This window comes from Chryseobacterium sp. UF-81 (assembly GCF_058245105.1).
This window is the reverse complement of the sequence record NZ_JBSIBX010000002.1, coordinates 122,116-138,976: the sequence shown is the minus strand read 5'-3', so window position 1 is coordinate 138,976 and position 16,861 is coordinate 122,116. Positions and strand designations below refer to the sequence as shown.

Annotated in this window: 12 protein-coding genes; all 12 read left to right on the top strand. The window is 39.7% G+C overall.

Going from position 1 to position 16,861, the window contains the following annotated elements; genetic code table 11:
• Positions 1–100 precede the first annotated feature (100 nt).
• The 12 genes from AC4IFE_RS03685 (at position 101) to AC4IFE_RS03630 (ending at position 16,860) form a co-directional block, all read left to right on the top strand.
• Positions 101–493 carry a hypothetical protein gene (locus tag AC4IFE_RS03685; RefSeq protein ID WP_490754986.1) on the top strand — a complete coding sequence of 131 codons (393 nt, stop codon included), beginning with the start codon at positions 101–103 and terminating at the stop codon, positions 491–493.
• Positions 494–665: 172 nt separating this feature from the next.
• On the top strand, positions 666–914 hold the full coding sequence (locus AC4IFE_RS03680; RefSeq protein WP_490754984.1) for a hypothetical protein: 249 nt from the start codon (positions 666–668) through the stop codon (positions 912–914).
• A 131-nt stretch (positions 915–1,045) separates the two neighbouring features.
• On the top strand, positions 1,046–2,545 hold the full coding sequence (locus AC4IFE_RS03675) for a GH3 auxin-responsive promoter family protein (protein ID WP_490754982.1): 1,500 nt from the start codon (positions 1,046–1,048) through the stop codon (positions 2,543–2,545).
• Positions 2,546–2,613: 68 nt separating this feature from the next.
• Positions 2,614–2,976 (top strand): hypothetical protein, encoded by a 363-nt coding sequence (locus AC4IFE_RS03670; protein ID WP_490754980.1) that lies wholly within the window; start codon positions 2,614–2,616, stop codon positions 2,974–2,976.
• Positions 2,977–3,069: 93 nt separating this feature from the next.
• Entirely contained in the window at positions 3,070–4,305 is a 1,236-nt protein-coding gene (locus AC4IFE_RS03665) for an MFS transporter (protein WP_490754978.1), read from the top strand.
• Between the two features lie 91 nt (positions 4,306–4,396).
• On the top strand, positions 4,397–6,535 hold the full coding sequence (locus tag AC4IFE_RS03660; protein ID WP_490754977.1) for a T9SS type B sorting domain-containing protein: 2,139 nt from the start codon (positions 4,397–4,399) through the stop codon (positions 6,533–6,535).
• Positions 6,536–6,636: 101 nt separating this feature from the next.
• Positions 6,637–8,766, top strand: a complete 2,130-nt coding sequence (locus tag AC4IFE_RS03655) for a T9SS type B sorting domain-containing protein (protein WP_490754975.1) — start codon at positions 6,637–6,639, stop codon at positions 8,764–8,766.
• A 269-nt stretch (positions 8,767–9,035) separates the two neighbouring features.
• Positions 9,036–10,625, top strand: coding sequence for a replicative DNA helicase (gene dnaB / locus AC4IFE_RS03650; protein ID WP_490754973.1), 1,590 nt, complete (start codon positions 9,036–9,038; stop codon positions 10,623–10,625).
• A gap of 83 nt (positions 10,626–10,708) precedes the next feature.
• Entirely contained in the window at positions 10,709–11,185 is a 477-nt protein-coding gene (gene rnhA, locus AC4IFE_RS03645; RefSeq protein ID WP_490754971.1) for a ribonuclease HI, read from the top strand.
• Between the two features lie 158 nt (positions 11,186–11,343).
• Entirely contained in the window at positions 11,344–13,596 is a 2,253-nt protein-coding gene (locus AC4IFE_RS03640) for a T9SS type B sorting domain-containing protein (RefSeq protein WP_490754969.1), read from the top strand.
• Positions 13,597–13,845: 249 nt separating this feature from the next.
• The gene (locus AC4IFE_RS03635) at positions 13,846–16,107 is read left to right on the top strand and encodes a T9SS type B sorting domain-containing protein (RefSeq protein WP_490754967.1); all 2,262 of its coding nucleotides are present in this window, start codon (positions 13,846–13,848) and stop codon (positions 16,105–16,107) included.
• Between the two features lie 126 nt (positions 16,108–16,233).
• Positions 16,234–16,860: an NAD(P)H-dependent oxidoreductase gene (locus tag AC4IFE_RS03630; RefSeq protein ID WP_490754965.1), complete on the top strand. Its 627-nt coding sequence runs from the start codon at positions 16,234–16,236 to the stop codon at positions 16,858–16,860.
• Position 16,861: the final 1 nt, after the last annotated feature.

Here is a 16,861-nt window from a genome sequence, read left to right as displayed (position 1 = left end):
TACCAATTTATCTAATTAAAAGTTAAAAAAACACTGATATTCCGGCATGGCATAGTGTTTGAAAATTCCATCCTATCAAACTTTTTAAAGAAATAAAATTATGAAAAAAGCAATCAGAATCTTAGGAATTTTTATGCTGGTCTTTGTTGCCGCATTATCTTTTGCATCATGTAGCAATGATGATGATCCTGTAGACAACGACTTCTTCGCAGGAACCTATAAAGGAAGTATTTCGTATAATGACGGATCTACCAACAACAGCACGGATAATGGAAGTGTATTTGTAACCAAGATCGCGAGCGGTACAAAATATAATTTCGCATTTTCGAATGGTATCCCGGACCTTAACGGAGTAGAATTTCAACAGCAGGGAGACCATACGCTTGTAATGGTTGGTTCCACTGCTACATCTTATATTAGAATCGACAATAATGAGTTGAAAATTCTATACGCCAAGGACGGTAAAACCTGGACTGCCAACTGTACACGTTAACCCAACTATTCATACATACGAAAGCCTGCTTCAATGAAGCAGGCTTTTTTTCTTTAAAAGCTGTTATTAAGTTTTTTTTAAGCAGTAATAAACTTTAGTTAAGGTTGAAAATCCGTGATTTCCAGCCTGCTTTTTGTATATCTTTACTCAAGGAAAAACAAACCGTACACCTATGAAAAAATTATTAACAGCAATGTCCCTGGCTCTTGGACTAGGCTTTGCAACCGCTCAGCAGACTGCTCCGGCAGCACCTGCGGCCCCTCATCATCAGACAGCAAAAACAGTAAAGGCTCCCGAAGCTAAAACTGCAAAACCTGCAGCGAAAATGAAAAAGGACGGAACTCCTGACAAAAGGTATAAAGAAAACCAAAAACTTAAAAAAGACGGAACTCCAGATAGGAGATACAAAGAAAACAAGTAAACTTTAACATATAGTTGTTATTTTCATAATCAAATTTCGAAGAACCGGTGAAACTCATTCACCGGTTTTTTTGTGGCATATATGGTTGAAAAAATGATTTCATATTCTATACTTATTTATAAATTTGGAGCATGTTAAATTTCTTCAAGAAAAATGCGGCACTTGTCTGGGCAAAAAAACATGTTCAGAAAACCGGGGAATTCAAAAAAAACTCAGTGAAAAATCAGGAGGCCCTTTTGCTGTCTTTGGTGAAAACGGCTCAGAAAACTCTTTTCGGAAGGGAACATGACTTTGAAAACATTCAGTCTATAAAAGAATTTCAGGACAGAGTTCCTGTTGCAGATTATGAAGATTTGAAACCTTATATTGAGAGGGTAAAAAAGGGTCAGGCCAATATTCTATGGCCGGAAACGCCTGAATATTTTGCAAAAACTTCAGGCACAACCTCCGGTTCGAAATATATTCCCATCTCAAAGGAGGGAATGCCTTTTCAGATTGCAGGTGCACAGAGCGCCCTGTTCCATTATATTGCCCGGAAAAACAATGCTGATTTTGTCAACGGAAAAATGATCTTTCTGCAGGGAAGTCCTGAAATGGAGGAAGTTTTCGGAATAAAAACAGGACGGCTTTCCGGAATTGTAGCACACCATATCCCAGCCTATCTCCAAAAGAACCGTCTTCCGAGCTGGAGCACAAATATTATGGAAGACTGGGAAGCGAAGGTAGATAAGATTATTGAAGAAACGGAACACGAAAATATGACATTAATTTCCGGAATTCCGCCATGGCTGATCATGTATTTTGAGAAGCTTACTGAAAAACACGGTAAAAAGATCAAACAGCTTTTCCCCAACCTTCAGCTTCTTGTAACGGGAGGTGTCAACTATGAGCCATACCGTGATAAAATGAATGACTTACTCGGCGGAAAGGTGGATATCATCCAGACGTTTCCTGCATCTGAGGGCTTTTTTGCATTTCAGGACGATTACACTAAGGAAGGGCTGCTTCTTTTAACGGATCATGGAATTTTTTATGAGTTTATTCCTCTGGAAGAGTATGGCAAGCCTGATGCAAAAAGATTAACATTAAAAGATGTGGAGCTAAATAAAGATTACGCACTCATCCTCACTACAAATTCAGGATTATGGGCTTATTCAATAGGTGATGTAGTAAGATTCATCGATAAAGATCCGTATAGAATCCTGGTGAGTGGCAGAACCAAACATTTCACCTCTGCTTTTGGAGAACATGTGATCGCCTTTGAGGTAGAGGAAGCGATGAAAGCTACTGTAGAAAAGCACCCATCACAGATCACAGAATTCCACCTGGCCCCACAGGTAAATCCTACAGAAGGTCTTCCGTATCATGAATGGCTGATTGAATTTGAAAAAGAACCTGAAAATTTAGAACTGTTCAGGAATGAGCTGGACCGCCAGCTTCGGGCAAGAAATACTTACTATGATGATCTTATTACCGGAAATATCCTTCAGCCGCTGCATATTACTCCACTGAAAAGAAACGCTTTCCACGAGTATGCAAAATCTCAGGGCAAACTGGGAGGTCAGAATAAAACACCAAGACTTGCCAATGACAGAAAAATTGCAGATCTGTTGGAAATTTACAAACTTTAGAGATATTTTTTCAATTCCCAAAACATATATTCGAAAAAAATTATAAATTTGAAAAAATAAAAATAATAATGAAAGCATCTGTACTTTTAAAGTCATCTTTACTAACATCCTTATTTGTAATTTCATCCTGCGCTACCACAAAATACAGCGAGGATATTTCAAAAAACAACTACTCTAATCTTCAGGCCGGGAAAATGTATGTTGTTACTATGAAAGATGGCTCCGCCAAGCAGAAAATGCTATTCCGAAACATAGATGGTGATAACCTTATAGGAACTGCAGGAAAAAAGGACAGTACAGAGGTAATTATCCCGAAATCCAATGTGGCAGCTGTAAAAGACAGGTCTAAGGCAAGAGCAACAGCAGGCGCTACTGTGATTGGTGCAGCCGGTGTTGCAGCCATTGTGATCAGCTCATTGAGGGCAGACTAAAATAGATTTTGTCTTTCGGACCTTATTTGATTTATCATTCAAAAAAACAGTATATAAGCAGCCTTAAATAAATATTTAAGGCTATTTTTGTGCATGATTTCCTTTACACCGTTAAAAACATTGCAAAATGTTGAATTCAGGAATCTTCTTACGGGAAGATTTTTTATTGTTTTAGCCTTCAGAATGCTCGCAACTTTATTGGGATGGTGGGTATACCAATTAACAAAAGATCCTTTTTCAATTGGCCTGATCGGGCTTTCGGAAGTAATTCCTGCGGTGAGCTGTGCTTTATATGCAGGCCATGTTATTGACATGAATGAGAAAAAAAGGCTGCTCCTGATCTGCAATTATGCATATATTTTCCTGATCGGCCTGCTGCTGATCCCGGCATTTTTCAATGTGGAAATGCATTTTAACGGACATGAAATCACTTATTTTATATACACCGTTATATTTTTCACAGGAATTGCCAGAGCCTTTATCGGGCCTATTGTTCCTTCAATGATTCCTAAAATAGTAAAGAAAGAAAATCTTCCGAATGCAGTAACCCTGAACCAGGCTACGTTTCTGATTTCTTCTGTATGTGGGCATGCCGCAGGAGGACTTCTTATAGGATTCTTCGGCGTAAAATGGACATTGGTGGTTATTATCTCTTTGATATTTATCGCCTCTCTGTTCTTCTGGCAGCTGAAACAGCAGCATTCCGAGTATAAAAAGGAGAATGTAAATGTGGTGGAAAGCATGCGTGAGGGGATTTCTTATATTTTTAAAACGAAAGAAATTTTAGGGGCATTATGTCTTGATATGTTTGCTGTCCTGTTTGGTGGTGCCGTTGCTATGATCCCGGTATTTGCCACGGACATTTTAGATGCGGGAGCGGAAGGTTTTGGTCTTCTGAATGCAGCTTCAGATATAGGTTCTATGTGTATTATCACTCTTCTGGCGGTTATTCCGTTAAGAAAGAATCAGGGGAAAATTCTTCTTGCCGTTGTTGCAGGATTCGGGCTTTGCATCATTGGTTTTGGCTTATCCAAACTTTACTGGCTCTCATTTATGTTCCTTGTCATGAGCGGAATGCTTGACGGAATTTCAGTGGTAATCCGAGGGACCATAGTACAGCTGAAAACCCCTGACAATATCAGAGGACGTGTACTGAGCGTCAATTCTATATTCATCATGTCCAGCAATGAAATGGGGCAGTTTGAAAGCGGACTGATGGCAAAACTACTCGGTGTGGTGCGGTCTGTGATCTTTGGAGGAACCATGACGGTACTTGTAGCTCTTCTTGTAGCGAGCACAAATCCCAAGCTGAGAAAAATGAATTATTAGGCAATAATATATTGATTCTATTAAATATATCACAAAAACTTTAATTTAACTTTAATAATTTTTTATATTTGTCTTTTTTAAATCCCCCTTTATGAAAAAAGCATTACTCGTTTTCCTAATCATCTGCTCACGCATCTTATATGCCCAATCAGATTGTATTAGTGCAATATCTATTTGTGGAAACTCGGATATCTCTTATACACCTTCAGGACCGGGAAATGTCCTGGAAGGCATTGGTCTCAATTCGTGTCTGAGTGATACGGATAATGAGCACTTTTCTGTATGGTACAGCTTCACAGCATCAACATCAGGAACATTAGCATTTGTGATTAATCCGACTATTGATACCGATGACTATGACTTTGCAGTTTATGGTCCTACGACAAACGGATGTACTTCTTTAAATAACAATAACATTTTTGTTACGCCACTCAGATGTAATTTCAACGGTACAGGTTCATCTCAGGGAAATACCGGTTTACTTCTGACGATACCGCCGCCGCCGCCGCCAAACACCAACGGAAATGCCGGAAATCAAGCTGAATGGAGTCCACATATGGTCGTACAGGCTGGTGAGACTTATTATCTTGTGGTGGATAACTATAGAAGCTCGCCAGATGGATTCTCACTTACCTGGACAGGTACGGCAAGTTTAAGTTCTGCATTCAACGATCCTACCCTGGCTCCGTTTCCTTTTGTTACCCCGGGACTTCCTGCTGCCAATCCTGCAGATCCGAATGAAGTAACGGTATGCTCACTTGCTACTCCATTCAATTTTGCCTCATTGAGTACGGGAATTATCAACGGGAACAGTGCAAATTTCAAAGTATCTTATCATAAAAACACCAATGACGCTATTACAGGAGGAAATCCTGTTACGTCAGAAGTAGTTAGCCTTACACAAGTTTACTATTACAGAATTGTATATCAGGACCCCGCGAACCCTACAAACCCTATGAACGGCTGTTTTATCACGGGGAAATTTAAATTCAGGGACGGCAGTTTTACTTTAAATAATGCTACGCTTACCAGCTGCAGCAATAATGGCTCAGGTACAGCAATGTTTGATCTTACTACAGCCACTATAGGAGCGGGACCAACACATACATTGAAGTATTATCCTACCATGTTTGATCTGAATGCAGGAACGAATGAGATTACAAGCCCTGCCATATATCAGTTTGTTTCAGCTCAAGGAAAAATATATGTAAAAGCAACCAATGAATTCGGATGTACAGCAACAGCTGAAATTACCCTGAAATTCCATCCTCTGGTACCGGTTACTGACGCTTCTTTAAGATCTTGTTTCCTTGAGACCAACCCTTCACTGGGAACATTCAACCTAAGCAATGCTCCAGTAACTACTCTGACAGGTGCTACTAAAAAATATTATCCTTCTTTAACAGATGCGGTAAACGGAACCAATGAAATTTTAAGCTTCCTGGCTTACACGGCACCATCAGGAGTTATCTACGTAAAAGTATTTAATGCACAGGGATGCTACTCTATTGCAAAAGTAACATTGACTGTACTGTCTCCTGTTTATTCGAATGTTCTTCAGGATAAGATCATCTGTATTGAAGATAAAACTACACTGGATGCAGGTCCTGGATTCAACGGTTACGAATGGAGCACGGGAGCAACTACGCAAGCGATCAATAATGTAGGTGTGGGAACATATTGGGTTAAATTAAAAACCGGCGACTGTATAACTCTACAGGCTGTAAAAGTATACGCTTCTGAACAACCGGTTGTTTCAAGCATTGATATTTCCAACAATACCATCACTGTAAATGTTATTGCCGGGGCACCTGCATATAAATATTCTATGGACAACACCAACTGGCAGGATTCCAATGTCTTCACCAATGTTTCAAGAGGAGACCATACGGTATATGTAAAAGACGCTTATGACTGCGAACCTATTGAGATAACAGTTGTAGTACCTAATCTTATCAATGTAATCACTCCAAACGGAGACGGTGTAAATGATGTAATAGATTATTCTGCATTATCCGGTAAAAACGGACTTATATTCAGCATCTTCGACAGATACGGAACCAAGATCCACCAGGCAGATAAGTCCAACGGATATAAATGGGACGGAACAGTAGCCGGCAAAAGGATTCCTACAGGAACATACTGGTACTCTGTCACGTGGAACGAAAATGATAAAAAGAATACTCCATTCAAGTTCTCAGGATGGGTAATGGTAAAAAATAGAGAATAAATCTTGTTAAAATAAAAACCGCTCTACGGGGCGGTTTTTTCAACATAAATGCTGATAACTTTATTTTACTCAAATCTTGTTTCACAAAAATCATTTTAAACATGAAAAAAACATTACTTCTTTTAATTTTATTTATAACACAGGTGTTTTATGCACAGTCTGATTGCGTCACAGCAATCCCTCTTTGCGGAAACTCCGAGTTTTCATACACACCATCAGGACACGGAACCATAGATGAAGGTATTGGTGCAAATTCATGCCTCAGTGATACGGATAATGAACATTTTTCTGTATGGTATACTTTCACAATAGCAACATCCGGAACATTAACATTTGTCATAGATCCTAATGTTAATACAGATGATTATGATTTTGCAGTATACGGGCCTACAACCAACGGGTGTACTTCTTTAAGTACCGGTAACGTTTTTGTAACACCTATCAGATGTAATTTTACCGGTACAGGTAGCTCTCAAGGAAATACCGGACTATTGGCAACTCTACCTCCGCCCCCACCGCCAAATACAGACGGTAGCGCAGGAAACGCAGCTGAATGGAGCCCATATATGCAGGTACAGGCTGGGGAAACCTATTACCTGATCATAGATAATTACAGAAGTTCTCCGGATGGATTTAAAATGATCTGGGGCGGTACTGCTACATTAAGCTCAGCATTCAACGATCCTGTTCTGGCACCTAATCCTTTTATCCCGCCGGGTATTCCTGCGGCTAACCCGACAGATCCTTCAACGGTTATGGTATGCGGGCTTCCATCACAATTTAACTTCACTACGCTTACGCCTGGTATTATCAATGGAAATAACCCCAATTTCTTAGTTACTTACCATGATAATACTAACGATGTTGTAACAGGAGAAGATCCTCTTACCATTGCTACAGTAAATGGAACGACCACTTATTACTACAGAATCCGTTATTTTGACCCAAACAACCCGAATAGCGCTGTCAATAAATGTTTTATCAGTGGTAAATTCAAATTTGTAAACGCCAGCATTACCGGGAAAAATGCCAGTATCTTCGCCTGTAACAATTATGGTGAAGGAACAGGGAAATTTGACCTTACAACGGCAGATGTATTTACCGGTCCTGTTACTAAAAAATACTACCCTACTCTTGCTGACCTGAATGCTGACACTAACGAAATCACCAATCCTACTGATTACATTTCTGCTCCCGGAACAGTATATGTTAAGCTGATTTCCGCATTCGGATGTACAGCAACAGCAACAATTACACTAACATTCCATCCGGTGGTGACCCTAAGGGATGCCCTACTGGAAGAATGTTATATTGAAAATGATATTATGCAGGCTAAATTTGACCTGACAACAGCTAATGTAGGCGCCGTAGCAGGACAGATAAAAAAATTCTATAAGACATTAAACGACGCTAAAGCCGAAACCAATCCTATTGCCACTCCGGCTGCTTATCTTACGACAAGCACTGAAGTGTATGTAAGAGTTACCAATGCCAATCAGTGTTATTCCATTGCCAAAATTACACTAAAAGTTCTTCCTCCGGTAAAATCTGCTGTGCTGAAAGACAAAACGATTTGTGCGGAAGGAAAAACAACATTGGACGCAGGGCCTGGATTTGATGGATACGAATGGAGCACCGGTGCTACAACACAATCTATCAGTAATGCAGGAATAGGAGTGTATTGGGTGAAGCTGAAAACCGGGAAATGTTTTACGCTTCAGACTGTAACTATTTTTGCCTCTTCGCAACCGGTAATCTCCAGTGTAGATATCAGCAACAATACGATCACAGTAAATGCTTCAGGCGGAATGCCACCTTATATGTATTCAATAGATGGTACCAACTGGCAGTCGACCAACACATTCAGTGGACTTCCTAGAGGAGACAATAAAATATTCTTAAAGGATTCTTACAACTGTAATCCTGTTCAGATCACCATTACTGTACCGAATCTGATTAATGCGATCACTCCAAACGGGGATAAGATCAATGATGAGATCGACTACTCTGCCCTGTCTTATAAGAAAAATCTTGTTTTCATCGTATATGACAGATATGGAAACAAGCTTTATGAAGCCAATAAAATGAGAGATTATAAATGGGACGGAACAGCTTCCGGCAAGAAAATTCCTACCGGTACATACTGGTACACCATCTCATGGAACGAAAATGACAAAAACAATACTGAAACTAAATATTCAGGATGGATACTTTTAAAGAATAAAGAATAAGATTATTTTTAGCTATAAAAAAAGACTGCCAGTTGTGGCAGTCTTTTTTGTATTTCATTACTAACCAACCATTCATTCCATCATTCTATAAAATTCATTGACTATTTTCATTATGATGAATAGTACTTATTGAAATTTTTCTATTTTTGACCCCCCACTTTTTACTAACATTCATTTATGTTCTGCCGTTGTAGGCTAAGGCAGGATTGCTGATAACTTGTTAGTTACTATTTTTTAATTATTTTTTTTAAATAAACTATCTTTGCATTATGGCGCAGAAAGAAACATTATCATCCCTGACACACGGAAATTTTGCAAGAGAACTGTCTATTGCGGATGGAAAAATGCCACCCAATGCTGTAGATTTTGAAAGACTGGTTATAGGAACTTTTTTAATAGACAAAAAAGGTCTCGATCATTCTATTGACCTTCTTACTCCTGAAGTATTTTATGATCCCAGACATCAGGTTATTTTTGCTGCGATTTTAAAGCTTTACGAAGGCAACCATCCTGTAGATCTTATGACGATTATCCAGGAGTTAAAAAAAGAGGATAAATTAAGCCAGGCAGGCGGCGATCATTATATCATTGATCTTACCATGGGAGTAAGCTCCTCTGCCCATATTGAATATCACGTCCGCGTTATTCTTGAAAAATATATCTTAAGAAGCCTGATCAATGTTTCCGCCAACGTGATCGATTCATCGTATAAAGAATCCACAGATGTATTCGAACTTTTGGACAAGGCCGAACAATCTTTCTTTGAAATTACCAACGGGACGATTAAGAAAGGATTCGACACTGCCAATTCATTGGTAAAGCAGGCGATTGATACTATTAAATCGTTGAAAGATAAAGAAGGACTTTCAGGAGTTCCTTCCGGATTCAGGGATATTGACAAAGAAACAGGAGGCTGGCAGAATTCCGACCTCATCATTATTGCAGCCCGTCCAGCAATGGGTAAAACAGCATTTCTTCTGTCCATGGCCAGAAATATTGCCGTAGGCCACAAGATCCCCATGGTGCTTTTCTCTCTCGAGATGGCATCCGTACAGCTTATTACGAGGATGATTGCTTCGGAAACTAGAATTTCTTCCGAAAAGCTGAGAAAAGGAACTTTGGATGATGAAGAGTGGCAGAGGCTATTCTCCAATGTATCAGAGCTCGAAAATGCACCGCTTTTTATTGACGAAACCCCTTCCCTCTCTATATTCGACTTCCGGGCAAAGTGCCGTAGACTGGTGATGCAACATGGCGTGAGGCTGATCATGGTCGATTACCTTCAGCTGATGACCGCAGGAGGCGGAGGAAAAGGAGTCGGGAACCGTGAACAGGAAATTTCCATGATCTCACGTTCATTAAAAGCCATTGCCAAAGAACTTAACGTACCTGTTATTGCACTTTCGCAGCTATCGAGAAGTGTGGAAGCCCGTCCCGGAAAAAGACCTCAGCTTTCTGACCTAAGGGAATCCGGAGCAATTGAGCAGGATGCCGATATTGTATCCTTTATCTTCAGACCGGAATACTATAAAATAGCCGTTTGGGACAATGATGAAGAAGGACAGGAAACTCCAACGGAAAACCAGGCCGAACTGATCATCGCAAAGCATAGAAATGGTGCTACAGCTGACGTAAGGTTATCATTCTTAAAGCATTTTGCAAAATTCGGGGATATTGAAGCTGCATTAGACGGTGGTATGGGAGGCTATCCTTCTAATTTCGGATCTAATGAGCCCAGTGGTTTTGATAAAATAAGGACTACTATTCAACCTGGAGCTGCATTTGACTTACCAGACAGCTCAAAGCTTTCAGGATCCTCAATGAACGATCTTGATGATGATGATGATTTCCCATTCTAGAACCCACGCTATCTAATTAATAACAGTCTGGTATTCTTCAAACTTAGTTTACACAGAATATCAGTTTATACAGACCTAAACTTTTGAGAATAGAAATATATACCGACGGTGCATGCAGCGGAAACCCCGGAAAAGGAGGTTATGGAATTCTTATGCGCGTTCCTGAAAAAAATTATCAGAAAACATTCTCCAAAGGGTTCAGAAAAACCACCAATAACAGAATGGAGCTGCTGGCCGTTATTTCTGCAATGGAAAAACTAAAGTCTTCGGAGAACGATATTCACATTTATACAGACAGTAAATATGTAGCGGATGCCGTGAACCAGAACTGGATTGCAGGATGGATCAAAAGAGGCTGGAAAAATGTAAAAAATCCTGATCTCTGGAAAAGATTCATTGAGATGTATAATAAGCACAAGCCCCAAATGCATTGGGTAAAAGGCCATGCGGGACACTTTGAAAATGAACTCTGTGATAAACTTGCTGTGGCAGCTGCAAGCTCACCTGATCTGGAAATCGATACCTATTTTGAAGGACTGGAGAGTAATTCTCTTTTTTAATAATCTAAACTAACATCTATATTATTTTCTATTCCCTTGTTCATTTTGAAATTTATTGATAAATCATTATCATATTTAGTAAAATTAACATTAAATACATATTAATCGCTTAGGATTTAATATATTTACAGTGTCTAAATAAAAGCAATCCTACTTCAATGAATAAATCTTTATTGTCTTACCTTTCTCTCTTTCTGCTTTTTTTATCAGGAGGAGCATTTTCCCAAACCTATCAGTTAACCGGAAACCCTGTAAATACCACCGGCTGGTCCATGGTTGCTCCAACACAGGTGCTGGGCGATTTTGTTCAGCTTACTCCGGACACCAACAATCAGTCCGGGTCCATCAGGCTTAATGACCAGATCAACTTAAAATATTGTGATAAGTGGAGAGTGGAATTCGATTTCAGAATGGACTCTAATCAAACGTTCAATGGAGACGGAATCGCATTTTGGTATCTGGCGAATCCGCCTGTTGCAAGCGTATTGGGTTCCGGTCTTGGAGTTTCCCAAAATGCAGTCGGTTTTATTGTAGGTTTCGATACTTATAACAACACAACTACAGCTACAATGAGTAAGATACATGTTGCTTACGGGCAGGTTGCCAATACAACAGATAGCAACAATGTAGAATTCTTCAATGTTCCGGGAAGCTCTTTTCACTCACCGGACCTGAATACCACCCAGCCTTTTCAGGGAACAGCTTATAAGCATGTTGAAGTAACTGCTCAGGTAGATCCGGCTATTCCTACCAATTGGATTGTAAAAATAACCCTTGACGGTACGACAATCTGCAACCAGTCTTTCGCCCCGTCAGGTGCGGCCGCTGCTATGACCATTGGATATTTTGGATTTTCAGCTTCCACAGGTGCAGCAAGGTCAAGACATTCTATTAAAAATGTAAAAATCTACACCGATAAAGTTCCTATTTTACAAAGTACAGCGACACAAACTTTCTGTCCAAATCCGACGACAGGATTCGCATCTGTAAATTTAACAACCTTCAACTCTCAATTTGTAAGTAATCCTTCCAATTATACATTCACATACCTGCAGGGCTCAACACCCATTACCAATCCTGCCAATTTCCAATTCAATGCCAATACCACGGTTACCGTGATCGTAAAGGACAACGCAGGAATATTATGTGATAATCCGGACGGGAAAATACAGCTGGTCCTGGCTCCTCTTACACTTCTCGATAAAACTTTAACGACATGTAACAATAATAAGGCAGGAACAGGAATATTCAACCTCAACACTGCAGATGTAACAAATGTACTTGGCGCCACTAAAAAATATTATAAAACACTGAATGATCTGAATGCCGGAACCAATGAAATCACGAATCCCAACGCTTATACTTCCGCTCCCGGAATTGTCTATGTAAAAGTGACTACTCCGCAGGGATGTACCGGTACGGCAAAAATCACCTTAACCTTCTATCCTGAAACTCCGGTAAAAGAGGCTACACTCCAGTCATGTTTCCTACAGGACAATATTACGAATGCCATATTCGACCTTACTTCTGCTAATGTGACGACACTGACGAGTGGCTTTACCAAGAAATATTATTTAACTGTAGCAGATGCTTTAAGCGGAACCAACGAGATTGTAAATCCATCTCAATACATGTCCGTGAGCACTGCAATCTACGTAAAGGTAACAGACTCAAACGCATGTTTCGCTATAGCAAAAGTAAATCTTGTAGTACTTCCACCAGTGAAATCTACCGTTTTAAAAGATAAAATCATCTGCATTGACGGAAGGACTGATCTGGATGCTGGTCCTGGTTTTGACGGCTACGAATGGATTACCGGAGCAACCACTCCTTCTATACAGGGAGTAGGCGTCGGTCTTTATTGGGTAAAGCTGAAAACAGGAAACTGTATTACACTACAGACCGTGAAGGTTATTGCTTCGGCCAATCCAGTTATCTCAAGCATTGATATTAACAATACAACGGTAACTGTGAATGTTTCAGGAGGCACTCCGCCATATCGATATTCTTTAAACGGTATCGACTGGCAGGATTCGAATACATTTACAGGCCTGCACAGAGGAGAAGTAAAAGTTTTTGTCAAAGATTTTTACAACTGTTCACCTGTTGAAGTTCAGATTACGGTTCCCAATCTGATTAATGCGATCACTCCGAACGGCGATAACGTTAATGACTTTATTGATTATTCTGCACTGGCCTATAAGAAAAATCTGGTTTTTATAGTATATGACAGATATGGCAATAAACTTTACGAAGCCGATAAGATGAGAAACTTCAAATGGGACGGAACTGCTTTCGGCAAAAAGATTCTCACAGGAACTTACTGGTATTCTATTTCGTGGAACGAAAATGACAAAAACAATACGGCTACAAAATATTCAGGCTGGATATTGGTAAAAAACAGAGAATAACAATTTATTTTCATATAAAATCACTCCTTACCGGAGTGATTTTTTAATATTATTTATCATATAGAATATGTTTATCTGAATTTTAATTATCAAGGAAAAACATAAGCCCTGATTTTAATTATTTCTTACTTATACTTAAAATTAATTACAAAATTGACAATTTTTACTAATCAATTGACAATTATACATTATATACAGAAGAATAAAACAAATATATTTACAAGAATAACCACAAACTAATTGCTTCACATGAAAAGAAAACTACTTATTTATTATTTAACTATTTTACTAAGCTTTTCAGGACAGCTGTTTTCACAAACTTATCAGCTTGCAGGAAATCCCGTCAACACTACAGGCTGGGACCTTGTTTCAAATGCAGCTGTTGATACAGATTTTATCAGGCTTACAACTGATAACGGCAACCTGTATGGTGCTATAAAACTGGCTACTCCTATCACATTAAGTTATTGTGACAAATGGAAGGTGGAGTTTGATTTCAGAATTGATGGAAACGGAACCACCCAGTTCGGAAGAGGAGATGGATTTACTTTCTGGTATCTTGCCAATCCTCCGACAGGATTTGTATCCGGAGGCGGCCTAGGAATTCCAGGAAATGCTTCCGGACTGATGGTAGGTTTTGACATTTTCAACAATACCACAGAAGGCCAGATGAGTAAAGTACACGTTCTTTATGGCACCAACAACACAGCCGGAAATAATATTGAATACAACACCACACCCGGCAGTACGTTTCACTCTCCCGACCTCAACCCTACCCAGCCGTTCGTAGGCCCGAACTACAAACATGTAGAAGTGAATGGTGAAACAGACCTCACAAACCCTACGAACTGGATCATTAAAATAAAAATTGACGGTACCCTTATTGCAGACCAGTCGTTCGCTCCTTCAGGTGCCGCCATTGGGATGTCACAGGGATATTTTGGCTTTTCTGCGGCTACAGGAGGTGCCAGTGCAAGACATTCTATTAAAAATGTAAAAGTTTTCGTAGACAAAGTTCCAATCCTGAATGCTACGGTGACTCCATTTGTATGTACCAATCCTGCAACCGGAACCGGAACTGTGGATCTAACGTCTTTCAATGCTCAATTTGTCAATAATCCGGCAAATTATATATTCACCTATTATGTTTTAGGAAGCTCAACACCTATTGCCAATCCTTCAAATTTCCCGTATTCGGGCAACACTACAATTAAGGTGGTTATTAAAGATCCTAGTTCTACGCTCTGTGACAACGGAGACGGAGTTATACAGCTGAATCCCACTCCGTTTGCAGCAACAGATGCCTCGCTTACCGGATGTAATAATAACAATGCCGGCACTGCAACATTTGACCTTACTACAGCTGCTTTAACAACAGTGCCCGGATGTACGATGGAATTTTACAATACAATGTCTGACCTGAACGCAGGGATCAACCAGATTCCTAATCCTACAGCTTACGCATCAGGAGCAGCCGTATTATTTGCAAAAGTGACCACGCCCCAGGGATGTGTGAGTGTGGCAAAAGTTACCCTGAATCTCAACCCGGTTGTGGTGGTTACGGATGCATCATTAAGATCGTGCTTCCTTGAAACCAATCCTTCACTGGGAACATTCAATTTAAGCAATGCACCGGTAACAGTATTGACGGGAGCAATAAAAAAATACTATCCATCCCTTACAGATGCTGAAAACGGAACGAATGAAATTTTAAATTTTCTGACCTATACTGCTCCATCCGGAGTAATCTATGTAAAAGTCTTCAATGCGCAGGGGTGTTATTCAATTGCAAAAGTAACCCTGACCGTTTTAGCTCCGGTTCTATCCAGCATACTCCAGGACAAGATCATTTGTATTGAAGACAAAACCACACTGGATGCAGGTCCAGGGTTCAATGGTTATGAATGGAGCACAGGCGCAACCACCCAGACTATAACCAATGTAGGTGTAGGAACTTATTGGGTAAAATTAAAAACCGGAGACTGTATTGCGTTACAGAATGTAAAGGTATATGCTTCCCAGCAGCCCGTGGTTACCAATATTGACATCTCAGGAAGCACAGTAACTGTCTTTGTTAATGGAGGAACACCGCCTTACCAATATTCAATGGATAATATACAGTGGCAGGACTCCAATATATTCTCTAACGTTCCCAGAGGCGAAACTAAGATTTACGTAAAGGATAGCTATGATTGTGAGCCTATTCAGATTGACATCACGGTTCCCAATATTATTAACGTGATCACTCCAAACGGCGACGGTGTAAATGATGCTATTGATTATTCAGCACTTTCCAATAAAAAGAATCTGGAAATCGGAATCTTCGACCGGTATGGCTACAAGCTTTTCCAGGCCGACAAATCCAACAGATATGTCTGGGATGGCACAACCAACGGAAGTAAAAAAGTTCCAACTGGAAATTACTGGTATTCTATCACATGGAATGAAAATAACAGCAAGAGCACCCCGATCAAATTCTCTGGCTGGATCATGGTAAAAAACAGAGAGTAATTAAAATTGATTATTTTTTTTAATACAAGATCACTCCAAATTTGGAGTGATCTTTTTTAGTTGTACAAAAGGAGATATTTCATTATAAACACACTTTATTCGCATTCTATTCTTAAATTTGTTCCCATGAATTATTTGGAAGCTTTAAGCAGAAGATATTCTGTGAAGAAATTTAATCATGAGATTATTCCTCAGGACATCCTGCACAATATTCTTGAGTCGGGGAAGCTGTCTGCCAGTTCACTTGGGCTTCAGCCGTACAAAATACTGGTAGTGGAAAGTGAGGCAATGAAGCAGAAATTAATTCCGGCTTTTTATAACCCTTCCCAGATTTCCACCTGCTCACACCTTATAGTTATCATTTCAAAGAAAACTATTGAGGAAAGCTATATTCACGGTTATTTTAATCACATTTCCGAGGTAAGAGAAACTCCTGTTGAGAAACTCGACCTTTTCAGAAAAAGCATTAATCAGCATATCACCCAAAAAACACGGGATGAAATTTTCAACTGGGCAGAAAAGCAGTCCTATATAGTACTGGCCAATCTGATGTATGCCGCTGCTATTGAAAATATAGACTCCTGTCCCATGGAAGGCTTCCGGCAGGACCTGATGGAAGAGATCCTGAACATCAATCCTGAGATCGAGAAAGTAACCGTCACTCTGGCTTTAGGCTACCGTTCTGAGGAAGATCATTTTCAGCATATGAAAAAAGTAAGAAAACCAAACGAAAAATTGTTTAAATTTATTTAAT